The organism is Bradyrhizobium sp. HKCCYLRH3061 (assembly GCF_051168015.1).
Lineage (GTDB): Bacteria > Pseudomonadota > Alphaproteobacteria > Rhizobiales > Xanthobacteraceae > Bradyrhizobium.
Genome location: NZ_JBNPUE010000028.1, coordinates 48,926 through 71,312 on the forward strand (window position 1 = coordinate 48,926; position 22,387 = coordinate 71,312).

Sequence of the window (22,387 nt, forward strand, 5' to 3'; positions counted from 1 at the left end):
ATTCGTTCCTCGCCGCGCCTTCTATTTGATGGCGATATCGCGTCGCGAATGCGATCTGCGCGTGTTGGAGGATGCGCGACGTCATACGCGCCTGACATTGTTCCGTAGTCCTACGTGACGTTCCGTAGTTTTACGCGGTGACAATATTGTCTCACCTGAAACAGCGAAGACTCTGCGCGTCGCGCTTGCGCAGCGATGTCAAGTGAGCGCGGCGCGTCGTTCACGTCACGCACCGCGCATCGCGGGAGTTACCCGCGTCCGGCAATCGCGAAAAACATCGTCTCGAAAATGACTTAAGCGCATAGCGCGACCAAGTGATTGGAAAAGCGGGTGAGGCCGGTCGAAACATAAAAAAATTATGAAGAAATTTTGGGCAGACGATGTTGTTTGTCACATCCGAGATTCCTCGCGATGATTCAAAACGTTGCTTTCTTAACGCGCAACACCGCGTCGCAACCGCTGCGAAGACTCGTCACGCGTGCTCCGATCTTATGGATTGCGAGTCCCGACGCATCGTGTATTTCTTTAATCACTCGCGGCGCCCACGATCTTGAGACCAGCGCGGTTTTAGAAACGGGGCGGACGTGCAAATCGGCGGCGGTGTGCGCGTTGGCGACGCTTTCCAAAGCGATGGCCGGATCTGTACCCATAGCAATATGGGGAACGACCGAACTTTGTCGAAATTTCTCGGGCGCAGCATCATCGTTGCGCCGCTTTGAACAAGAGAAATACGACATCGGTCGACCCGGCCGGAGCTCGTGGCGGCTTCGCTCACCGAGTGGACAAGTTGGACGGGATGTACGGCGGTGCGGCTGAATCTTGGGGTTCGGACGCGGCGGCATTGGGATGACAACTTGCCGTGAGCAATCACGGCAGGGCGGGGAGGTTGCATGCTTTACGGACAAATTGCGGGCACACACCATAAGCTGGTTCCGGATCACGCACCCTTGGCGGTCGGCACTTTGGCGGTCGGCACTGAAGTGACCGGTACGACCAGCACGGCCATCGCCAGCACGGCCATCGGCCCTCCCGCTCGTCCGAGTATGCGCTGACCTCGCGGAGTAGTTTTCTTCACCAGCATTGATCAGCCCAACGGCGCTCGCGCCGAACGGCAAGCCATGTCTGGAGTTGAGCCTCCGCTCGAGGTCTCGCTGCGGGAGACGCGTCCTTCCACGGGACGCCTGCCCGGCGATCACACGACACCACCACTCAATTCGAAAAGTTGCGACTGCCATGACAAATTCGGAACAGGAACGCTGGTCTCGCGTGAAGGGTCGGCTGCGCTCGACCGTCGGCGAGGATGTCTATACGAGCTGGTTTGCGCGGATGGACCTCGAAGCCGTCCAGGACGAAAGCGTTCATCTGTCGGTGCCGACGCGTTTCCTGAAGAGCTGGATCCAGGCGCACTACGCCGAGCGCGTGCTGTCGTGCTGGCAGGCCGAGATGCCGGAGGTGCACCGTATCGATCTGTCCGTTCGCACCGCGATGCGCTGCGCGACGCCGGTCAAGGAAGCCCCCGTCGCCGTCGAAGCCCGCCGCGCCGAGCGCAGCGACGCCAAGCCGGCGACCAGCGCCGACACGCGAACGGCGTCGGCTGCGGCTTCGCTCGCCACGAGCCATGACGCGCTCGGCGGCTCGCCGCTGGATCCGCGGCTGACCTTCGCCAGCTTCGTCGTCGGCCGCGCCAACACGCTGGCCCATGCGGCGGCGCGCCAGGTCGCCGACGGTCGCCGCGGCGATCCCGTGATGTTCAACCCGCTCTACATCCATGCCGGCGTCGGGCTGGGCAAGACGCACCTGCTCCAGGCCGTCACCTGGGCCGGCAACGCCGGCGGCGAGCGCAAGGTGCTGTACCTCACCGCCGAGAAGTTCATGTATGGCTTCGTCGCGGCGCTGAAATCGCAGACCGCGCTGGCGTTCAAGGAAGCACTGCGCGGCATCGACGTGCTGGTGATCGACGACCTGCAGTTCCTGCAGGGCAAATCCACCCAGGCGGAGTTCTGCCATACGCTGAATGCGCTGATCGACGCGGGGCGCCAGGTGGTGATCGCCGCCGACCGGCCGCCGTCCGACCTCGAAAGCCTCGATGATCGCGTCCGCTCGCGGCTTGCCGGCGGCCTCGTCGTCGAGATGGCAACTTTGGGCGAGGATCTCCGCCTCGGCATTCTCAAGTCGCGCGTCGCGGCGGCCCGCGCCCATCATGCGAGCTTCGACGTGCCGGAGCCGGTGCTCGACTATCTCGCCCGCTCCATCACCCATAACGGCCGTGATCTCGAAGGCGCGATCAACCGCCTGCTGGCGCATTCCAAGCTCAACAATCAGCCGGTCACGCTCGACATGGCCGAGCGCGAGGTGCGCGACCTGGTCCGCCCGCAGGAGCCGAAGCGGATCAAGATCGAGGACATCCAGCGCGTCGTGGCGCGGCAGTACAACGTCAGCCGCTCCGACCTGTTGTCGTCGCGCCGCACCGCCAACGTGGTGCGCCCGCGCCAGGTCGCGATGTATCTCGCCAAGACGCTGACCCTGCGCTCGCTGCCCGAGATCGGCCGCCGCTTCGGCGGGCGCGACCACACCACCGTGCTGCACGCCGTGCGCAAGATCGAGGCGCTGGTCGGCAAGGACGTCACGCTGAACGACGAGGTCGAGTCGCTGAAGCGCCAGTTGCAGGATTAGAGGGCACGCACGGCCAGGGGAGCGGACAGAAGGTCCGCCCCCAGCCGGGCCATTGTCCCGGCGGCTCGACGCTGCCCTCGGGCGTCATGCTCGGCCCCTGCCTCCGGGTCCCGGAAGAGCCTGCCGAAACATGGGAAATCGGCTCCGCATCCCTTGCGCTTGAGCCTCATCCGCGCCACTTTACGCCTCCCCCTCACGCTCCTGGACGCTGGCCAAGCGCCGTTCGGGCGCGAGGTGCCATCGGCCGCGGCGCTGCTCTAGCCCGCCGGCATTCCAGGACGAGATCAGTTGGGAACGGGCGGGTAAGTGCAATGAAGGTGACCGTCGAACGCGCGCAGCTCCTGAAGTCGCTGGGCCACGTCCATCGTGTGGTCGAGCGGCGCAACACCATCCCGATCCTGGGTAACGTGCTGGTCCGCGCCGAGAACGCCCGGCTGTCGCTGCGCGCAACTGACCTCGATCTCGAAGTGACGGAAACCCTGGCCGCCGAGACCGCCACCGCGGGCTCGACCACAGTTCCGGCGCACATGTTCTACGACATCGTCCGCAAGCTGCCGGACGGCTCGCAGATCGTGCTGGAGAGCGACGGCGAGCGCGCGGTGCTCGCGATCCGCGCCGGCCGCTCCAAGTTCACCCTGCAGACGCTGCCGGAGAGCGATTTCCCGGATCTCGCCGCGGGCGAAATGACGCACGCCTTCGGAGTTCCGGCCAAGGACATCAAGAGCCTGATCGACCGCACGCAGTTCGCGATCTCGACCGAGGAGACGCGCTACTACCTCAACGGCATCTATCTGCATGCCGGCGGCACCGCCAAGCAGCCGACGCTGCGCGCCGTCGCCACCGACGGCCACCGCCTCGCCCAGGTCGACCTGCCGCAGCCGGCCGGCGCCGCCGAGATGCCGGGCGTGATCGTGCCGCGCAAGACCGTCGGCGAGGTGCAGCGGCTGATCGAGGACAATGACAGCGAGATCAGGATCGAGCTGTCGCAGGGCAAGATCCGCTTCACGCTCGGCCAAGTGGTGCTGACCTCGAAGCTGATCGACGGCACCTTCCCGGATTACGGTCGCGTCATTCCGCAGAACAACGACAAGGAGCTGGTCGTCGACAAGGCCGATTTCGCCGCCGCGGTCGACCGCGTCTCCACCATTTCCTCCGAGCGCGGCCGCGCCGTGAAGCTGGCGCTGGCGCCCGGCAAGCTGGTGCTGTCGGTGACCAATCCGGATTCCGGCAGCGCGACCGAAGAGCTCGAGGTCGAGTACGCCGCGGATGCCCTCGATATCGGCTTCAACTCGCGCTATCTGCTCGACATCGCCGCCCAGATCGAGGGCGAGGTCGCCGTGCTCCGGCTTGCCGATCCAGGCTCGCCGACGCTGATCCAGGACCGCGACAACAGGAATGCGCTGTACGTGCTGATGCCGATGCGGGTGTGAGGCGCGCTGCACGCAACGCTTGGGACGAGCCACACGACGAAAATCCCCTCTCCCCTTGCGGGAGAGGGTGCCGAGCGAAGCGAGGCGGGTGAGGGGTATGCCTCCACGATCACCGAGCCATCGGACGACATCCACACGCATCCGCGGCTTCGCCAAGACGATGCGACGTCAGCCGACCGAATCCGAAGCGGCCATGTGGCGACTGCTACGTGATCGCAGGTTTGAGAAATACAAATTCCGTCGTCAGGCGCCCGTAGAGCAATTCATCCTCGATTTCGTTTGCTTCGAAAAGCGCCTGATCATCGAGATCGATGGCAGCCAGCATGCTGACAACGAGAAAGACACCGAGCGAGACGCGATCTTGAAAGCTGCAGGATTTCGCATCGTTCGCTATTGGAACAACGACGTGCTGTACAATTCGACCGCCGTTCAAGAGGACATCCTCACGAAGCTGAGCGAGCCGTGAGATACCCCTCACCCGCCGCCTTCGGCGGCACCCTCTCCCGCAAGGGGAGAGGGGATTTCGAATGTGTGGCCTAGATTTCCCATGACCCCCTCCCGCATCCACCGCCTCGCGCTGACGCATTTTCGCAGCTATCGCGCTGCCAGCGTCAGCGTGCAGGCGGACATGGTTGCGCTGGTCGGCGCCAATGGCGCCGGCAAGACCAATTGCCTGGAGGCGATCTCGTTCTTCGCGCCGGGACGCGGCCTGCGCCGCGCGACACTCGAGGATGTCGCCGACAACCAGGGCGACGGCTCCTGGGCGGTCTCGGCGGAGGTCGAGGGGGCGCTGGGGCTGACGACCTTCGGCACCGGCATCGAGCCGCCGCGCAGCGATGCGAACACCACGCGCCGCTGCCGCATCGATCGCGAACCGGTCGGCTCGGCAGCCGCCTTCGGCGACCACATCCGCATGGTGTGGCTGACGCCTGCGATGGACGGCTTGTTCATGGGCGCGGCCTCGGAGCGGCGGCGCTTCTTCGACCGCCTGGTGCTCGCGATCGACAGCGAGCATTCGAGCCGCGTGTCGGCGCTGGAGCGCTCGTTGCGCTCGCGCAACCGGCTGCTCGAGGTGCGCAATTTCGACGACCACTGGTGTGGCGCGATCGAGCGCGAGACTGCGGAGCTCGCGGTCGCCGTCGCCGCGAGCCGCGGCCAGACCGCGGTGAAGCTCGCTGCGATGCTGCGCCAGCGCGGACAAGCCTCGGCGTTCCCATCCGCCGAGATCGCGCTCGACGGCTGGATGGAGAATGCGCTGCTGAGCGAGCCGGCGCTTGCCGTCGAGGACCGCTACCGCGCGATGCTGCGCGACAATCGCGCGCGCGATGCCGCGGCTGGCCGCACGCTCGACGGGCCGCATCTCACTGATCTCCATGTCGTCTACGCGCCGAAGAACATGCCGGCGCGCGACGCGTCGACCGGCGAGCAGAAGGCGCTGCTGATCGGCCTCATCCTCGCGCATGCGACGCTGGTCGCCGAGACCACCGGCATCGTGCCGATGCTGCTGCTCGACGAGATCGTCGCCCATCTCGATCCCGGCCGCCGCACCGCTTTGTTCGCCGAGCTCGGCACGCTCGGTGCCCAGGTATGGCTGACCGGCGCCGATCCCGCGGCGTTTGCCGAACTACGCGAGCTCGGCGAGATCTTCGACGTCGAGGCCGGACGGATCAGCGCGCGGCGGTAACGCCTTCGGCCGTTGGTCGGGATCCCCCCGGGGTCATACCGGACTCGTGCCCTGAATCGCACGCGAAAGCGCCCCGCCGCACGCCTCAAAACCAGCCGCGGGAATGGCCTGAATCCGGCTTTCGGAGGGGACGAAAACGACCCTCGCCAGGCCTTGAAAAACCGTTAAAAAACGCTATCTCTTCAATGTCTTACGAAGGGCCACTTTGCGCTAGGCGCGTGGCTTCTTTCGTGAGAGAAAGAGCGCTCTCGGCATGCGGTTTGCGATGCCGATTCGACCACCCTTCCGAAGGCCCCACATGACCGAACCCGCCCGGCAAACCATCGCCGACACCGAGCCTGCAACCGCGAACGAGTACGGCGCAGAATCGATCCGGGTGTTGAAGGGCCTGGACGCGGTGCGCAAGCGCCCGGGCATGTATATCGGCGACACCGATGACGGCTCCGGCCTGCACCACATGGTCTACGAGGTCGTCGACAACGCGATCGACGAGGCGCTGGCCGGCCACGCCACCGCGGTCGAGGTGATCCTCAATCCGGACAATTCGGTCACCGTGCGCGACGACGGCCGCGGCATTCCGGTCGACATCCACAAGGGCGAAGGCGTGTCCGCGGCCGAGGTCATCATGACCCAGCTGCACGCAGGCGGAAAATTCGACCAGAACTCCTACAAGGTGTCGGGCGGCCTGCACGGCGTCGGCGTCTCCGTCGTCAACGCGCTGTCGAGCAAGCTGCTGCTGCGGGTCTGGCGCGACGACAAGGAGCATCTCATCGAGTTCGCCCATGGCGATGCGATTGCGCCGCTGAAGGTGGTCGGCGAGGCCAAGGGCAAGCGCGGCACCGAGGTGACGTTCCTGGCCTCGACGGAGACCTTCAAGAACGTCGAATACGACTACGCGACGCTCGAGCATCGCCTGCGCGAGCTCGCCTTCCTCAACTCCGGCGTCAACATCGTGCTCTCCGACATGCGCCACGCGGTCGAGAAGCGCGAGGAGATGCATTACGACGGCGGCGTCGAGGAGTTCGTCAAATATCTCGACCGCAACAAGAAGGCGATCGTTCCGGCGCCGATCATGGTGCGCTCGGAGGTCAACGGCATCACCGTGGAAGCTGCGCTGTGGTGGAACGACAGCTATCATGAGAACGTGCTTTGCTTCACCAACAACATCCCGCAGCGTGACGGCGGCACCCATCTCGCCGGCTTCCGCGGCGCGCTGACGCGCCAGGTCAACGGCTATGCCGAGGCCAATGCGAAGAAGGAGAAGATCGCGCTGACCGGCGACGATTGTCGCGAGGGTCTCACCGCCGTTCTTTCCGTGAAGGTGCCAGATCCGAAGTTCTCGTCGCAGACCAAGGACAAGCTGGTGTCCTCGGAAGTGCGTCCCGTGGTCGAGAACGTTCTGAACGAGGCGCTCGCCGCCTGGTTCGAGGAGCATCCGGGCGAGGCCAAGACCATCGTCGGCAAGGTGATCCAGGCCGCGGCGGCACGCGAGGCCGCGCGCAAGGCGCGCGAGCTGACCCGCAAGAGCCCGCTCAGCGTCTCCTCGCTGCCCGGCAAGCTCGCCGACTGCCAGGAGAAGGATCCGGCCAAGTCCGAGCTGTTCATCGTCGAGGGTGACTCGGCCGGCGGCAGCGCCAAGCAGGGCCGCAACCGCGAGTTCCAGGCGGTGCTGCCGCTGCGCGGCAAGATCCTCAATGTCGAGCGCGTGCGCCCCGACAAGATGCTGTCGAGCGAACAGATCGGCACACTGATCACCGCGCTCGGAACCGGCATCAGTGACGAGTTCTCGATCGACAAGCTGCGCTATCACAAGATCATCGTGATGACGGACGCCGACGTCGACGGCGCGCACATCCGCACGCTGCTGCTGACCTTCTTCTACCGGCAGATGCGCGAGATCATCGACCGCGGCCATCTCTACATCGCGCAGCCGCCGCTCTACAAAGTGATGCGCGGCAAGTCCGAGCAGTATCTGAAGGACGAGCGCGCGCTGGAGGATTATCTGATCGGCACCGGGCTCGACGACTGCGTGTTCAAGACCGCCGAGGGCGAGGAGCGCACGGGGCGCGACCTGTTGGGGCTGGTCGAGGAAGCGCGCGTGGTCCGCAACATCCTGCGCAATCTGCACAGCCGCTACGATCGCAAGGTCGTCGAGCAGGCCGCGATCGCCGGCGTGCTGCGGCCGGATATCACCCGCGACCTGGCGACCGCGGACGCCGCGGCCGAGTACATCGCGAAACGGCTCGACGTGCTGGCCGACGAGGTCGAGCGCGGCTGGATCGGTCACTTCCTCGAGGGCCAGGGCTTCACCTTCGAACGCACCGTGCGCGGCGTCAAGGACGTCGCCGTCATCGACGACGCGCTGCTCGCCTCGGCGGATGCCCGCAAGCTCGACGACTATGCGGCCCGCCTGCAGGAGGCCTATGCCAAGCCCGGCACCTTGCGCCGCGGCGACGTCCAGACGGTGATCCACGGCCCGGTCGATCTGTTCGAATCCGTCATCGATGCCGGCCGCAAGGGCGTCACCCAGCAGCGCTACAAAGGTCTGGGCGAGATGAACCCGGAACAGCTCTGGGAAACCACGCTCGACACCGAGGCCCGCACGCTGCTGCAGGTCAGGGTCAAGGAGGTCGACGAGGCCGACGACATCTTCACCAAGCTGATGGGCGACGTCGTCGAGCCGCGCCGCGAATTCATCCAGGACAACTCGCTGTCGGCGAACGTCGACGTGTAGGCCCAGATGCCGGGACGCTCCAGCCGTCCGGCCTGTCCCTCATCGGGCTGACGCTCGCCCCTGTCATCCGCCTCGCCGTGCCGCCGCGAACTGCGTGAACCAGTCCAGCGCCGCCGGGTTGCGGGTGGCATCCTTGCTCGCGACCTTGTCCGGAGCGTCGCCGAGCAGCAGTCGACGGACCGGCACCTCCATCTTCTTGCCGGTCAGGGTCATCGGGATTTCCGGCACGCCGATGATGACGTCGGGGACATGCCGCGGGCTGCGCTCGTGGCGCAGCCGCCGGCGGATCTCGTCCTGCAACCCGTCCGTCAGCTCGATGCCCTGGGCGAGTTGCACGAACAGCGGCATGTAGAAGCCGCCGTCCGGCTGCTCGATGCAGATGACGAGACTATCGACGATACCGGGAATCCCCTCCATCGTCCGGTAGATTTCCGCCGAGCCGATCCGCACGCCATGACGGTTCAGCGTGGCGTCGGAACGGCCCAAGACGTGGCAGCCGCCGCGCGCGTTGAAGCGGACACGATCGCCATGGCGCCAGACCCCCGGATAGACGCCGAAATAGCTGTCCGTATACCGGACGAAATCGGCATCGCCCCAGAAGCAGAGCGGCATCGAAGGCATCGGCGCGCGCACGACGAGTTCGCCGGCCTCGTCGATGATCTCGCGCCCCGCATCCTCGAACGCGACCGCGGCCACGCCGAGCGCCGGAGCCTGGATCTCGCCAGCATGCGTCGGCAGCAGCGGCGAGCCGGCCAGCAGACCGGAACAGAACTCCGTTCCGCCGGATTGCGACGAGGCCCAGACCTCGGGCTTGACCGCCTCGTGCACCCAGCGAAACACCTCCGGTGTCGATGGCGATCCGACCAGCATCACCGACTGCAGCCGCTCCAGATTGAACTCGCGGCCCGGAACGACGCCCTGCTGCCGCACCAGCTGGATGTAGCTCGGGCTGATGCCGAGCACGGTCACGCCGGCGGCTTCCACGAGCCGCCACACCAGCCGCGCGTCCGGATGGCTCGGATGGCCGTCATAGAGCACCGAGGTGCCGTTCATCAGCGGCCCCCACATCAGCGTGTTCCAGACCATCCAGCCTGTCGTCGAGTAGAAGAACAGCGTGCCGTCCGCCTCGATCTCGAAATGAAACGCCGCCGACTTGTAGTGCTCGAGCACGATGCCGTGGTGATTGTGCACGATCGGCTTCGGCAGGCCGGTCGTTCCCGAGGTGAACAGCACCCAGAGCGGATGATCCGATGCGACGCGTGCGAACTGAAATGCGTCGCGCGCGATCGCCGGACCGTCGAGCAGGTCGGGCCACGCCCGAATGCCGCCACGAAACTCCGGCGCCTTGCGCGCGGCCGGATGATAGTCGAGCATGACCAGCATCTCGGCGCTCGGCAGCGCCGCGAGGATCGTCTCGAGATCGCCGATGCGGTCGAAATCCTTCGCTCCGTAACGATAGCCGTTGACCGCGAAGACGAGCTTCGGCGCGATCTGCGAAAATCGGTCGATCACCGTCTGCGCGCCGAATTCCGGTGCCGCCGAGGACCACACCGCGCCGATCGCCGTGGTCGCGAGCATCGCGATGACGGCTTCGGGAATGTTCGGCATGTAGGCGACGACCCGGTCGCCCTTGCCGATTCCCATCTCGCGCAGCGACGTGGCGAGCCGCCGCACGCGGCCTGCGATTTCGCCCCAGCTCGCGGCCGCCAGCGGACGCAGCTCCGAGCCGTGATGCAGCATCGCTCGATCGGGACTGCCGCTCAACTCGTGGCGCAGCACGTGCTCGGCGAAGTTCAGCCGTGTCCCCGTGAACCAGCGCGTCCGCGGCATCGGATCGCGCGAGACGACCTCGCCGATCTCGCCGTCGGCCATGACCTCGAAATAATCCCAGATCGAACGCCAGAACCCGGCGACGTCGTCGACCGACCACTGCCAGAGATCGTGATAGCCGGAGAAGCTGTGGCCGCGCGAAGCGAGCCAGTCGAGATATCGGCGGATGTTGGCGCGCGCCTGTCGCTGCGCCGAGCAGGTCCAGACGTCAGCTTGATCATCGGCCATTCCAGCGTTTCTCCATCCCTGCCGCAGCCGCGGCAGCCAACGACCATCGGCCGCGCCACACCGGCCGTCAAGAACACGGCGCGCTCCCCGGCCGCTGCCCCGCCGCCGTGGCAAAGTGGCCCGCCGCGATTTTCCGGCATTGATTCCGTTTTGGAATTGGCGTTAGGAGTCGGTCTCATGAGGACCCCGGCGGCCCGTGAACCAGGTTCGCGGTCGCCGGATTGCGGAACAGGTTGATCCCGCTGGACACCCTGTGCCCGAACGCCGTCGCGAAGCCGGCAAGGGCAGCGGCCACACGCTTCGACAACGGATCATCACCGCATGGCGCCCATTCAATACATCGTCGAGGGCGGTCACCGGCTCAAAGGCGCGATCGAGCCGTCCGGCAACAAGAACGCCGCGCTGCCGATCATCGCCGCCGCGCTGCTGACCGAGCATCCGGTCACGCTCGACAACGTGCCGCGCATCCGCGACACCGAGACCCTGGTCGAGCTGATCCGCTCGGTCGGTGCCTCCGCCGAATGGCGCGGCCGCAACCGGCTCGCGATCCATGCCAAGGACATCCGCGCCGCCGATCTCGATCCGGATCTGTGCATTCGCATCCGCGCCTCGATCCTGCTGGCAGGACCCCTGCTCGCCCGCTGCGGCGAAGTGGCGCTGCCGCCGCCTGGCGGCGACGTCATCGGCCGGCGCCGGCTCGACACCCATTTCCTGGCCTTCGAGCAGCTCGGCGCCACGGTCACCGCGACCGACAAGATCGAGCTGCGCGCCTCCGGCCTGAAAGGCGCCGACGTGTTCCTCGACGAGCCCAGCGTCACCGCCACCGAGAACGCGCTGGTCGCCGCCGTCGCTGCGCACGGCACGACCTATCTGCGCAACGCGGCCTCGGAGCCGCATGTCCAGGACCTCGCGCATTTCCTGGTGGCGCTCGGCGCCAACATCGAGGGCATCGGCACCAACACGATGGTGATCCATGGCGCCAGCACGCTCGGTCAGGCGTCCTACGCGATCCAGCCCGATCACATCGAGGTCGGCTCGCTGATCGGGCTCGCCGCGGTGACGCGCTCGCCGTTGCGCATCGTGCGCGCCGGTACCGAGCATCTGCGCTCCATCCGCATGGGCTTCGAGCGGCTCGGCATCGTCTGCGAGGTCGCCGGCGACGATCTCATCGTGCCCTCGGAGCAGACGCTCAGGATCAAGGACGATTTCGGCGGCCACGTGCCGAAGCTGGAGGACCAGCCCTGGCCGGCCTTCCCGGCCGACCTGATGTCGATCGCGCTCGTCACCGCCACGCAATGCGAGGGCGTGATCCTGATGTTCGAGAAGATGTTCGAGTCGCGGATGTTCTTCGTCGACAAGCTGATCTCGATGGGCGCGCGCATCGTGCTGTGCGACCCGCACCGCGCCATCGTCGCCGGCCCCAGCCGCCTGCGCGGCGCCCGCGTCGTCTCCCCCGACATCCGCGCCGGCATGGCCATGCTGCTGGCAGCACTCTGCGCCGAAGGCACCTCGTACATCGACAACGCCGACCAGATCGAGCGCGGCTACGAGCGCATCGACGAGCGGCTGAATGCGCTGGGCGCGAAGATCACCCGCGTGCCGGAGCGCGGGCGGTAGTTTACTACGCACATCTCTCCTCCGTCATTGCGAGCGCAGCTCGCAATGACGAAATTGAATGACCCTGGCGCAAGGCCATCGGCGCACTGGCTTCGCGGACATGCGCGTGCGATGCTGCTGCGCATCGCGCATGGCGCGCGAGCAACCTTGACATGTGAGGCTCATCGCTCATGACAATCAGCGAGATCACTCCCAACGTCGACGGTACCCGATGGCTGGCCGGCGCGGAGTTCGCCGATGCCTTTCGCATCACGATCAACGGCCCGCCCGTTGCTGCCCGCACCGCGGCCGAGCGCATGCTCGGTCACACGCCCTGGTGGATAGCGGCGCTCCTGAAGCTCCGCAACCTGCTGGTCAGGCCCTTCGGTCTGAAGACCTCGGGCGCGGACCCAAGCAACCCACGTCCTCTGATCGGGATTTTTCCGGTCGTCGACGAAACGCCGGCCCGGCTCGTGCTCGGCTTCGACGACAAGCATCTGGACTTTCGCGTCCTGGTCGACGTGGCCTCTCAGCACGCGACCTCGCAAGTGACAGCGACCACCTTGGTCGAGACCCACAATGCTCTCGGCCGCATCTATCTCGCCATGATCAAGCCGTTTCACCGGCTCGTCGTGAAGGCGATGCTCCGGCAGGTCGCAGCAGCCGCATGATGACACGCGAGTCTTCGGCTCGCTGTCGCACCGGCGCTCCGTGCCCAAGCCGCCAATATCGCGGCTGCCGTTTTTCCGAATTTTTTGCTTGCTATTATTCCAAGAATCAGAAACAATGTAGCCATCCCGTCCTCATGAGAGGGGCGCTTCGCGATCGTCACGGACGTTGAGGGCGGGGATGCGGTGGATGCGGCGGCTCTCAGCGCGCACTTGGGTAGCAACTCGAGGCTGGCGCGTGGACGAAGGGGCGGTCGCATACGGCGAAAGCGTATGGTCCTGGCCTCCCGACGCTGAGGTCAAGCCGGCGGGCGATTCCGCTGACGACGGGGGCAAGAAAGCCCGGTCCCCGGGGAGAATACGTATAAGTCGTTCCAACCATCGCGCGGGGAATGCCGGGATGTCTCGGCTGAACCTGTGGTTCCTGCCGCCTGCATTTTTTTACGCAGGCGGGCCATGGGTGCGGCCAGCACCCGGCATTCCCCGCGCCCTCTCGCTTCCGAGGGCCATCGATCAAGCAGAGCTCGGACGTGTCAGCGCCGCGAGATCGGTCAGTCATGCACGCGATCACGTCAATGCGATTGACGATGCGCCTCACGCAGCCGTCCGCATTTGGCCAGGTGGAGCTGCGCCTCCGTGCCGCACGCGGCTGCGACCGAACATCCCGCCGTGATGTGCACGACGCCGCAGGGCCTGCTATAGCCCCGACCATGACCTCCACAGCCGGAACCAACCACGCACCGCCAACGGCGGCGCCGACGCCTCCCCTCGCGCTCGAGCTCTGGGACACGATCCGGCTCGCCGCACCGATGGCGCTGACGCAGTTGTCGCAGATCGCGATGATGTCGACCGACCTCGCCTTCATCGGCCGTCTCGGCGGCGATGCCGTGGCGGCGGCCGCATTGGCGGGCACGGTGTATTTCGTCGGCTCGACCTTCGGCATGGGCCTGATGTCGGCGGTGGCGCCGCTCGCCGCGCAGGCGTTCGGAGCCGCGGATGCAGCACTGGTGCGGCGCGCGCTCCGCGTTGGACTATGGGCCGGCCTGTTCATCGCGCTGCCGATCATGATGATCGCGCTGAACGGCGAGGCCATCCTGCTCACGCTCGGACAGGCCCCCGACGTCGCGCGTCCTGCGCAGGATTATCTGCGCGGCCTCGCCTGGGGTATTGCGCCGATGCTGTGGTTCATGGCGCTGCGCAGCTTCATGGGCGCGGTCAACCGCCCCGAGCCGGTGCTCTGGATCACACTGGCCGCGATCCCGCTCAACGCGCTGCTCGTCTATCCGCTGCTCTACGGCCACTGGGGTTTTCCGCGGCTGGGCCTGACCGGCGTCGGCCTCGCCACCTCGACCGTCAACCTGGGAACGTTCCTCGCCGGGCTGTGGTTCGCAGCGTTCCGCCCGCCGTTCCGCGACTACCACGTCCTCGCGCGACTGGGCCGTATCGACTGGCGACTGATGCGACAGCTCCTCATCATCGGCGCGCCGATCTCGCTGTCGTTCCTGCTCGAATACGGCCTGTTCTCCGCGGCCGCGATCCTGATGGGACTGATCAGCACGGCCGCGCTCGCCGCGCACCAGATCGCGCTGCAGATCACGGCGATCCTGTTCATGGTGCCGTTCGGGATCAGCATGGCCGCGACCGTGCGCGTCGGCCACGCCGCCGGGCGCGATGATGCGACCGGCGTTCGCCGCGCCGGCTTGATGGCGATGTTGCTCGGCCTTTCACTCGCAGTGCTGTTCACGCTCGGCATCGTCATTGCGCGCCATGACATCGTGCAGCTGTTCCTCGGCTCCGGGATCTCCGATGCCGAAACGACAGCGGCGCTGGCCGCCACGCTGCTGCTCGTCGGCACGACGTTCTTCATCACGGACGCATTGCAGAGCATCGCGGTCGGCGCGCTGCGCGGCATCAAGGATACGCGGGTGCCGCTGCTGCTTGCCGTGCTCGGCTATTGGCTGATCGGCTTCCCCGCCTCTTATCTGCTTGGCCTCCACACCGCGCTCGGCGCGGTCGGAATCTGGATCGGCCTGTCGATCGGCACCACGATCTACGCCGCGCTGCTGGTGGTGCGCTTCCTGCGGCTGACCCGATGAAGAGTTCAGGCGCCGGCCGTATCGGACGACTCCCCGGGCTCCGGCCGATGCACCTTGCCGGCCGACGCTCCGGACCATTCGGCGACGACGCGCTCGAGGTCGATCAGGTTCTGCCGCATCTGGTCGAGCGAAAAGCCCAGAGCGAAGAAGCGCTCGGCGGCATCGCCGGGCAGCCCGCGCGTCAGCCCGTCGCTGCGGACGGCGGCGACCTGCTCGGCATAGGCTTTGACCGCAACATGGATCGGCCAGATCGGCGGTGGGCCGGAGCCGTTGCGGATGGCCGCGGCACAGCCGCGCAGATAGCTCGCGATCGCATCGCTGACGCGCGCCACCGGCGCCGACAAACGTGCCTGCAGCTCCGAGGGCAGCGGCACCACGCTGGCGCGGCCGATCATCACGACGTCATGGCGGAGGCGCAGGATCGTCCGCAGCAGCGGACCGGTGTCGGCGCCAGAGGACAGCCGCGCCGAGCGTTCGCGCTCGGCCTCCGCCCCGGTCGCGTTCAACTCGGTGAGCGCGGTGCCGATACCGTCCTGGATCCGATGCAGCGCGTCGTTGTCGCGCCCCCGCGACAGGCCGGCCAGAAGCTCGGTCATTGCTGCGGCGATCAGTTCGAGCAGGCGGCCTGCCGCGCTGCGCATCTGGACATGCGCCCGCGACGGCAGCACGATGAACGATACGGCGAGGCCGGTGAACGCGCCGACCGCAACCTCGAACACGCGGTCGATCGCCGATCCCAGCGGATCGAGATGGCCCATCGTGGGCACCAGGAGCACGATGACCGCGGTCACGGTGGCGGCGTTGAGGCTGGGATTGATCGCGGCGATGAAGGCGAGCGGGGTCACCGCCAGGATCAGCATGCCGAGCAGCTGCAATTCGCCGGAATGCGGAATGAACACGGTGATGGCGCCGCCATAGATCGCACCGCCGATGGTGCCGAACATGTAGTCGCGCGTCGCCTTCAGCGAACGCCCGACACTGCCTTGCGTCACGATCAGCGAGGTCAGCACCGCCCACAGCGGCAGCTTCAGGTGGAAGGCCGTGGCAACGGCAAAAGCGAGCGTCGCCGCCACCGTGCCGCGGACGGCCAGCGACATCTGCGCCTTGCGGCCGCGCAACCTGCCGAACAGCTCCTTGAACGACGCCATCAATCATCCACCTCGAACGGACCAGCGCGTCGGCATGGCAGCCTCCCACCGGGCCGGACCGGCTTGAAAGGCGGAATCAGCTTGCCTACCCTGGCTGCAACGATGTGAGGAAACACGATGGCCCAGGAAACCGCAACGCTCGCCGCCTACGTCGCCGCGCTGAAATACGACGATATCCCGCCCGAGGTGCTCGACCGCGCCAAGGTGCTGACGCTGGATTTTCTCGGCAGCGCCATCCGCGCCCGGCGCGAGGCGGAGTCGACGCCGTCGGTGGTGAACATGCTGGCGGCGCTGAAGCTGGATGCGGCGGGCGAGGCGACCGTGTTCGGCGACGACAGAACCTGGACGCCGGCGGTCGCGGCGCTGCTCAACGGCACGATGGGCCATTCGCTCGATTTCGACGATACCCACGCCGATTCCTCGCTGCATCCGAGCGCACCCGTGGTGCCGGCCGCGTTCGCCGTCGGCGAGATGGTCGGCGCCTCCGGCCGCGAGGTGCTGACCGCTATTGTCGCCGGCTACGAGGTGTGCTGCCGGCTCGGCAATGCGCTCGATCCGACCTCGCATTATGCCCGCGGTTTCCACCCGACCGCGACCGCCGGCACCTATGGCGCAGCAGCTGCCGCCGGCAAGCTGTTCGGCCTGTCGGAGCAACAGTTGATCTACGCCTTCGGCGTCTCCGGCAGCCAGGCCGCGGGCTCGCTGCAGTTTCTCGTCAACGGCGCCTGGAACAAGCGCTATCAGGTCGGTGCGTCCGCGATGAACGGCGTGATCGCGGCCACGCTCGCCAAGAACGACTTCGTCGGCGCGATCGAATCCGTCGAGGGCAAGCACGGCCTGCTGGTCGGCTACACCGACACGCCGCACCGTGAGAAGGCCGTCGCCGGGCTCGGCTCCACCTATGAGACGATGAAGATCGGCGTGAAGCCGTATCCGAGCTGCCGCTACACCCATGCCGCGATCGACGCCATCATCGCGCTGCGCCGCGAGCACAATCTGACGCCGGACCAGGTCAAGCGCGTCGAGATCGGCCTGCATCGCAACGGCATCACCTTGACGGGCGACGCCTCGACCAAGCGGCATCCGAGCTCGATCGTCGGCGGCCAGTTCTCGATGTTCTTCACCGGCGCGCTGGCGCTCGACCAGGGCCGCTTCGGCTGGGACGACTACACGCGCCTTGGTGACGCCGCGATCAACGCGCTCGCCGACAGGTTCGACGTCGTGCAGGACGACAAATTGGAGATCGGCCGCAGCCATCCGTTCGGCGCCCGCGTGACCATCACCACCGAGGACGGCGTGCACGAGCGGCTGCACGATGATCCCTCGGGCGAGCCGACCTCGTTTCCGTCGGCGCAGGCGATGAGCGACAAGTTCATCACTTTGGCACGGCCGGTGCTGAGCAGCCGCGCGCAAAGCTTTGCCGATGCGATCCTGTCGCTGGAGCGTTTCGACCGTGTGGCGCAGGCGACGGCGTTGGGGAGAGTGTAGCGCATGCGTCATTCCCCTCTTGTCGCTGCGATCACGTCGCTCACGAGCTGCGCCACGCCGTCGGCCTCGGGCGGCCAGTTCACGGTACGACCGAAGCGCGCGATGACGAGGCGCTCGGATGGGATGACGATGACGTACTGGCCGAGCGTGCCCTTGGCGAATAAGGCGTCGCGCGGCCAGCCGTGCGCGATGCGGTAGTTGGCGCCAAAACTGTCGCCGCGGTTGGTCCAGAAGCCGGCGCCGAGGCCGACATAGGCGTTCGGTGTGGGCGTGGCGACGTAGTCCGCCCAGCCCGCGGGCAAAAAGCGCCGGCCGGCGACCACGCCGTCGTCGAGATAGAGCTGGCCGAGCCGTGCCCAGTCGCGCGCCGAGGCCAGCATCTGGCTCGATCCCTCCGGCGTGCCGGCGGCGTCGAACTCGATCGTGACGCTGGCCATGCCGAGCGGATCGAACAGCTCGCGATGCGCGAAGCGCAGCACATCCGCGGCGCTGCCGCCGGCGGCATCGCGGATGAGATGGGAAAGGATGACGGTGTTGCCGTCGTGATAGTTGCTGACCGCGCCCGGAGCAGTCTCCATCGGCATGGATTCGGCAAAGGCCGCGCGGTCGGGCTCGACGAACTTCATCCGGTTGACCGGCTCGAGCGCCGACAACAGCGAGGCCTGCAGCGAGCTGCCGAGCGCGAGACCGGCGGTGTGGCGCAGCAGATGATCGACGGTGATGGCATGACGCGGATCGCTTTCGCTCTGCCACGCCGCCACCGGCGCGGGCGCATGCAGCGCGAGCTTGCCCTGGTGGACGAGAATGCCGATCAGGGTCGCGGTCATCGACTTGGTCGCGGAGAAGCCGAGCAGCGGGGTGTCGAGCGTGAAGCCGGGCGCGTAGCGCTCGGCGATGACCTTGCCGTCCTTCATCACCAGGACGGCATGGGTGCGCCGGAACGGCGGCGCCTCCGGCTCGGCAAAGGCGCGGTCGAGCGCCGCGGCGAGCGCCGGTGTCGCCGGCGCCACGACATGCGGCGGAGCGATGTCGGGCAGCAAGGCCGGCTGCGGCGGCGACAACCGGACGGCCGGCCAGTCGCGGCTCTCGCCATGGTCCATGTGGCAGCCGAGCCCGTCGCGATACACGGCATGGCTCCGGCCGAGCCCGAGCAGCGTCACGCTGACGTCCTTGGCGGCGCGATCGACGCGGACGTCCATTGCCCAGCTCAGCAGGCCGGCGCCAGGCATCGCGGCCCGGGTCTCGGAGAGCGTGCGGTCCGGGTCGAGACCGGAGACGAAGGTCTCCGAGCACAGCACGCTGGCGATGAAGCCGGTTGCCACCTTCGGCACATCGCGGGCGCGGGCGCCGCCGACCGCCAGGGCGGTCAGCGCGGTGGTGGCAACGAGAGCAGGCAGCAGGCGGCGTCTGGTCATGAGGAGCTCCGGAAGTTGGATCCGCCGGACCAGACCGCGGCTGCGGCCCGGACGCTCGCCGATTTCGCAAATCGCACCAGCCGGGAATGGCCGGGACCTCGCCGATTCTGGAATTCCTCCGTGATTTCAAGGCCGAACAGATCACGCTGCGGCCAGCCTCATGCGCCGGTATTCGGTCGGCGTCACCCCAGTCACCGCCTTGAACGCCCGGTTGAACGGACCGAGCGACTGGAACCCGGCGTCCATGGCGATGGTGATGACCGGCACCTCGGCCTGGGCGGGATCGGCGAGCGCGGCCTTGGCCTCCTCAATGCGGTGGGCGTTGAGGAAGGTGTTGAAGTTGCGGTAGCCGAGCTCGCCATTGATCAGCCGCCGCAACCGGTATTCAGGAATGGAGAGCCTGGTCGCCAGCATCCCGATGGTGACGTTGTCCCGCCGATAGATCCGCTCATCCGCCATCAGCCGCATCAGCGCGTCGACCAGCCTGCGGTCCGCGGCCCTGGGAGCCGTGGCTTCGGGCTCTGCGACCGGCGGTGTCTCCGGCGCGAACACATCGCCGGCACCGACCCTGAGCAGCATCAGCGCGACGGCGCCGACCACGACCAGGAACATCGCCGCATTGACCACATTGGCAAGCTCGGATGGGCCGCTGCCGGCGGACGCCATCTGCAGCAGCGCATTGATGCCACCGTAGGACAGCGCCGCGATCACGACGAAGGCCCGGATGCGCCGCCGTCCCTCGACGAGATCCGCCGACCAGGAGCGGATGGTCTGCGCCAAGGTCAGGCCAAGGAAGCCGAGCGCCAGCACATTGTTGGCGACGATCACGAGCCGGCCATGTCCGGCAGGTCCGAGCACGAGACAGCCGATCAGGCTGAAGCCGAACACAGCCAGCCAGATCAGGCCGTGCAGCCCGCGCAACGCAAAGCCGTCGTCGAACAGCGCGCGGCAGAACAGCCAGAGCACGACGATGTCGGCCGTCGCGAGCGCAATCAGCGGCGCGGAAGCGAGCGATGGCGCCGCCGTCCCGCCGATGTTGAAGGTCGCCGCATGCGCGGCCGAGCCGAGCGCCAGCGCGATCGCCAGCCGGCCGCGCCATTGACCACCGAGGTCACGTCCCAACGCGACGGCGAGCACGGCGAGCAGCGCAATGGCGGCGGCGCGAAGCACGAGATCGAGGCTGTCGAGCGTCATCGTCACGGATCCGTTGTCAGCGCCGGAACTCTAGGCCGGAGTGCCGCTCCGTTCAAATCACGCCGACGCCGCGACCTCATGCCCTGCCCTCGCCGTCGCGAAGCTGCTAGGCTCGCGTGACCACATCTCAGGAGCGTCCCATGAGCTGGCAGCCTTCGAACGATCCCGAATTCGGCGATCCCACCTCGTGCGATGCGCTGGAGCACGTCATCGTGCCGCGCACCCGTGATCTCGGCGACGGCTTTGCGGTACGCCGCGCGCTGCCGCATGGCCGCCGGCAGATGGTCGGGCCGTTCATCTTCTTCGACCATTTCGGTCCGGTGCAATTCGTTTCCGGCAAGGGCATGGACGTGCGGCCGCATCCGCATATCGGCTTGGCCACCGTCACCTATCTGTTCGACGGCGCCATCATGCATCGCGACAGCGAGGGCAACGTCCAGGAGATCCAGCCCGGCGCGATGAACCTGATGACCGCCGGCCGCGGCATCGCGCATTCCGAGCGCACGCCGGATCTGCAGCGGCAGAACGGCCAGAACATGCTGGGCCTGCAGAGCTGGATCGCGCTGCCGGTGGAATCGGAAGAGATCGCGCCGAGCTTCCAGCATTACGCGGCGGGCGCGCTGCCGACGGTCAGCGACACCGGCTTCTCCGCGCGCATCATTGCCGGCCGGGCGTTTGGAAAAGCCTCTCCGGTGACGATGGTTTCGCCCTGGTTCTATGTCGAGGTGACGGCGCAGGCCGGCACAGTGGTGCCGCTCGATCCGGACCACGAGGAGCGTGCGATCTACATCGTCGACGGCGAGGTCGAGATCACCCGCGAGCGCCACGAGGGACCGCGGCTGCTGATCTTCCGGCCTGGCGATGCGATCAGCGTGCGCACAGTGAAGCCGACCCGGATGATGTTCCTCGGCGGCGACGCGCTGGAGGGGCCGCGCCACGTCTGGTGGAATTTCGTCTCCTCCAGCAAGGAGCGCATCGAGCAGGCCAAGCAGGACTGGAAAACCGGCCGCTTCGCCGCCGTTCCCCAGGAGCACGAGTTCATTCCGCTGCCGGAATAGGCTATGGGAGGCGATGCTCCCTTTCGAAGGCCCCGAACGATGACCACGCTTCTCGCCAGCAATCTGCCGCTCCCGAAGATCGGCCGCGGCAAGGTCCGCGACATCTACGCCGTCGGCGACGACCGCGTGCTGCTGCTGACCACCGACCGCATCTCGGCCTTCGACGTCGTGATGAACGAGACCATCCCGATGAAGGGCGCGGTGCTGACGCAGATCTCGGCCTACTGGTTCAACGCGCTGGAAGGCGTCGTGCATCACCACATGATCTCGGCCGACACCGACAAGATCCTCGCCGAGGTGCCGGCGCTGCAGCCGCATCGCGAGGAGATCCTCGGGCGGGCGATGCTGTGCAAGCGCACCACCGTGTTTCCGATCGAATGCGTGATCCGCGGCTATCTCTCGGGCTCGGCCTGGAAGGAATATGCCGCCAGCGGCACGCTGGCCGGCGAGCAGCTTCCCGCCGGCCTCGTCGAGAGCCAGAAGCTCGAGCCCGCCATCTTCAGCCCGGCGACCAAGGCCGAGACTGGCCATGACGAGAACATCACCATTGCGCGGATGCGCGAGGTGGTCGGCGACGACACGGCCTACACGCTGGAGAGCATGACACGCGCCGTCTATACGCTCGGCGAGACGCTGGCGCGTGAGCAGGGCATCATCATCGCCGACACCAAGTTCGAGTTCGGCCGCGACAAGGATGGAAACATCATCCTGATCGACGAGGTCATGACGCCGGATAGTTCGCGGTTCTGGGCCGTCGACGCCTATCAGCCGGGGAAGCCGCAGCCGAGCTTCGACAAGCAGCCGCTGCGCGACTATCTCGACGCCGAGCGCAAGGCCGGCCGCTGGAACGGCGACGCTCCACCGCCGCCGCTGCCGCAGAGCGTGGTGGACGCGACGAGCCAGCGTTATCTGGAGGCGTTCCGGCGCGTGACGGGCAGCGAGCTGAAGATCTAAGGATCGCTTTTCTGCGGTCAGCGGTTGCACGACCAGCGCTCTTGTTTGGACGTGTGAGCTGAACTCATGCCGCATCGGCAGTGCTCCCCCCATTGGCGCTAACTTACCAAATTGGCGCTTGGTATTCTCGTTTTCTTGGCGGCTCTTGGAGATGGCGTTGAATGTTCCGCGCAGCGGCCTGCAACGTTTGC

Annotated in this window: 16 protein-coding genes; 11 read left to right on the forward strand and 5 right to left on the reverse strand. The window is 66.8% G+C overall.

The annotated features are described in order from the left end of the window. Nucleotides 1-416: 416 nt before the first annotated feature. Nucleotides 417-737, reverse strand: coding sequence for a hypothetical protein (locus tag ACQR2C_RS31040; protein ID WP_315803886.1), 321 nt, complete (start codon nt 735-737; stop codon nt 417-419). A 496-nt stretch (nt 738-1,233) separates the two neighbouring features. Here ACQR2C_RS31040 and dnaA point away from each other — a divergent pair, with 496 nt between their 5' ends. The 5 genes from dnaA (at nt 1,234) to gyrB (ending at nt 8,521) form a co-directional block, all read left to right on the forward strand. After that, nucleotides 1,234-2,673, forward strand: a complete 1,440-nt coding sequence (gene dnaA, locus ACQR2C_RS31045; protein WP_315803887.1) for a chromosomal replication initiator protein DnaA — start codon at nt 1,234-1,236, stop codon at nt 2,671-2,673. A 311-nt stretch (nt 2,674-2,984) separates the two neighbouring features. Further along, entirely contained in the window at nt 2,985-4,103 is a 1,119-nt protein-coding gene (gene dnaN, locus ACQR2C_RS31050; RefSeq protein WP_315803888.1) for a DNA polymerase III subunit beta, read from the forward strand. Nucleotides 4,104-4,200: 97 nt separating this feature from the next. Then, nucleotides 4,201-4,569, forward strand: coding sequence for an endonuclease domain-containing protein (locus tag ACQR2C_RS31055; RefSeq protein WP_316179097.1), 369 nt, complete (start codon nt 4,201-4,203; stop codon nt 4,567-4,569). 81 nt (nt 4,570-4,650) lie between these two features. Further along, nucleotides 4,651-5,787, forward strand: a complete 1,137-nt coding sequence (gene recF, locus ACQR2C_RS31060; RefSeq protein ID WP_315803890.1) for a DNA replication/repair protein RecF — start codon at nt 4,651-4,653, stop codon at nt 5,785-5,787. Between the two features lie 298 nt (nt 5,788-6,085). Further along, nucleotides 6,086-8,521 carry a DNA topoisomerase (ATP-hydrolyzing) subunit B gene (gyrB, locus tag ACQR2C_RS31065; protein ID WP_434882829.1) on the forward strand — a complete coding sequence of 812 codons (2,436 nt, stop codon included), beginning with the start codon at nt 6,086-6,088 and terminating at the stop codon, nt 8,519-8,521. 63 nt (nt 8,522-8,584) lie between these two features. Here gyrB and ACQR2C_RS31070 read toward each other — a convergent pair whose 3' ends face one another. Next, nucleotides 8,585-10,579 carry an acetoacetate--CoA ligase gene (locus ACQR2C_RS31070; protein WP_434882830.1) on the reverse strand — a complete coding sequence of 665 codons (1,995 nt, stop codon included), beginning with the start codon at nt 10,577-10,579 and terminating at the stop codon, nt 8,585-8,587. Between the two features lie 321 nt (nt 10,580-10,900). On the opposite strand from ACQR2C_RS31070, the gene murA reads away from it, so the two are divergent. The 3 genes from murA (at nt 10,901) to ACQR2C_RS31085 (ending at nt 14,939) form a co-directional block, all read left to right on the forward strand. Continuing rightward, nucleotides 10,901-12,196 carry a UDP-N-acetylglucosamine 1-carboxyvinyltransferase gene (gene murA / locus ACQR2C_RS31075; protein WP_315803893.1) on the forward strand — a complete coding sequence of 432 codons (1,296 nt, stop codon included), beginning with the start codon at nt 10,901-10,903 and terminating at the stop codon, nt 12,194-12,196. Nucleotides 12,197-12,366: 170 nt separating this feature from the next. Next, nucleotides 12,367-12,846: a DUF2867 domain-containing protein gene (locus tag ACQR2C_RS31080; protein WP_315803894.1), complete on the forward strand. Its 480-nt coding sequence runs from the start codon at nt 12,367-12,369 to the stop codon at nt 12,844-12,846. Between the two features lie 707 nt (nt 12,847-13,553). Further along, entirely contained in the window at nt 13,554-14,939 is a 1,386-nt protein-coding gene (locus ACQR2C_RS31085; protein WP_434848394.1) for an MATE family efflux transporter, read from the forward strand. Nucleotides 14,940-14,944: 5 nt separating this feature from the next. Here ACQR2C_RS31085 and ACQR2C_RS31090 read toward each other — a convergent pair whose 3' ends face one another. After that, on the reverse strand, nt 14,945-16,087 hold the full coding sequence (locus tag ACQR2C_RS31090; protein WP_316215343.1) for an FUSC family protein: 1,143 nt from the start codon (nt 16,085-16,087) through the stop codon (nt 14,945-14,947). Nucleotides 16,088-16,204: 117 nt separating this feature from the next. Between ACQR2C_RS31090 and ACQR2C_RS31095 the strand changes: the two genes are divergently transcribed. After that, the gene (locus ACQR2C_RS31095) at nt 16,205-17,575 is read left to right on the forward strand and encodes an MmgE/PrpD family protein (protein ID WP_434882831.1); all 1,371 of its coding nucleotides are present in this window, start codon (nt 16,205-16,207) and stop codon (nt 17,573-17,575) included. A gap of 8 nt (nt 17,576-17,583) precedes the next feature. Here the strand turns inward: ACQR2C_RS31095 and ACQR2C_RS31100 are convergent, their stop codons facing one another. Further along, nucleotides 17,584-18,990: a serine hydrolase domain-containing protein gene (locus ACQR2C_RS31100; RefSeq protein WP_434882832.1), complete on the reverse strand. Its 1,407-nt coding sequence runs from the start codon at nt 18,988-18,990 to the stop codon at nt 17,584-17,586. Between the two features lie 141 nt (nt 18,991-19,131). Then, nucleotides 19,132-20,184, reverse strand: coding sequence for a helix-turn-helix domain-containing protein (locus ACQR2C_RS31105; protein WP_434882833.1), 1,053 nt, complete (start codon nt 20,182-20,184; stop codon nt 19,132-19,134). Between the two features lie 140 nt (nt 20,185-20,324). Between ACQR2C_RS31105 and ACQR2C_RS31110 the strand changes: the two genes are divergently transcribed. Beyond that, nucleotides 20,325-21,242, forward strand: coding sequence for a pirin family protein (locus ACQR2C_RS31110; protein WP_315803900.1), 918 nt, complete (start codon nt 20,325-20,327; stop codon nt 21,240-21,242). Between the two features lie 39 nt (nt 21,243-21,281). After that, nucleotides 21,282-22,196 carry a phosphoribosylaminoimidazolesuccinocarboxamide synthase gene (locus tag ACQR2C_RS31115; protein WP_434882834.1) on the forward strand — a complete coding sequence of 305 codons (915 nt, stop codon included), beginning with the start codon at nt 21,282-21,284 and terminating at the stop codon, nt 22,194-22,196. The last annotated feature ends 191 nt before the right edge of the window (nt 22,197-22,387 follow it).

What these genes read in the sequence shown, in the direction of transcription:
- gyrB (WP_434882829.1), top strand. Translation starts at nt 6,086, where the DNA reads ATGACCGAACCCGCCCGGCAAACCATCGCCGACACCGAGCCTGCAACC.
- recF (WP_315803890.1), top strand. Translation starts at nt 4,651, where the DNA reads ATGACCCCCTCCCGCATCCACCGCCTCGCGCTGACGCATTTTCGCAGC.
- ACQR2C_RS31055 (WP_316179097.1), top strand. Translation starts at nt 4,201, where the DNA reads ATGCCTCCACGATCACCGAGCCATCGGACGACATCCACACGCATCCGC.
- ACQR2C_RS31100 (WP_434882832.1), bottom strand. Translation starts at nt 18,990, where the DNA reads ATGACCAGACGCCGCCTGCTGCCTGCTCTCGTTGCCACCACCGCGCTG.
- ACQR2C_RS31115 (WP_434882834.1), top strand. Translation starts at nt 21,282, where the DNA reads ATGACCACGCTTCTCGCCAGCAATCTGCCGCTCCCGAAGATCGGCCGC.
- ACQR2C_RS31095 (WP_434882831.1), top strand. Translation starts at nt 16,205, where the DNA reads ATGGCCCAGGAAACCGCAACGCTCGCCGCCTACGTCGCCGCGCTGAAA.
- ACQR2C_RS31040 (WP_315803886.1), bottom strand. Translation starts at nt 737, where the DNA reads ATGTCGTATTTCTCTTGTTCAAAGCGGCGCAACGATGATGCTGCGCCC.
- ACQR2C_RS31110 (WP_315803900.1), top strand. Translation starts at nt 20,325, where the DNA reads ATGAGCTGGCAGCCTTCGAACGATCCCGAATTCGGCGATCCCACCTCG.
- ACQR2C_RS31105 (WP_434882833.1), bottom strand. Translation starts at nt 20,184, where the DNA reads ATGACGCTCGACAGCCTCGATCTCGTGCTTCGCGCCGCCGCCATTGCG.
- ACQR2C_RS31070 (WP_434882830.1), bottom strand. Translation starts at nt 10,579, where the DNA reads ATGGCCGATGATCAAGCTGACGTCTGGACCTGCTCGGCGCAGCGACAG.
- dnaA (WP_315803887.1), top strand. Translation starts at nt 1,234, where the DNA reads ATGACAAATTCGGAACAGGAACGCTGGTCTCGCGTGAAGGGTCGGCTG.
- dnaN (WP_315803888.1), top strand. Translation starts at nt 2,985, where the DNA reads ATGAAGGTGACCGTCGAACGCGCGCAGCTCCTGAAGTCGCTGGGCCAC.
- ACQR2C_RS31080 (WP_315803894.1), top strand. Translation starts at nt 12,367, where the DNA reads ATGACAATCAGCGAGATCACTCCCAACGTCGACGGTACCCGATGGCTG.
- ACQR2C_RS31090 (WP_316215343.1), bottom strand. Translation starts at nt 16,087, where the DNA reads ATGGCGTCGTTCAAGGAGCTGTTCGGCAGGTTGCGCGGCCGCAAGGCG.
- murA (WP_315803893.1), top strand. Translation starts at nt 10,901, where the DNA reads ATGGCGCCCATTCAATACATCGTCGAGGGCGGTCACCGGCTCAAAGGC.
- ACQR2C_RS31085 (WP_434848394.1), top strand. Translation starts at nt 13,554, where the DNA reads ATGACCTCCACAGCCGGAACCAACCACGCACCGCCAACGGCGGCGCCG.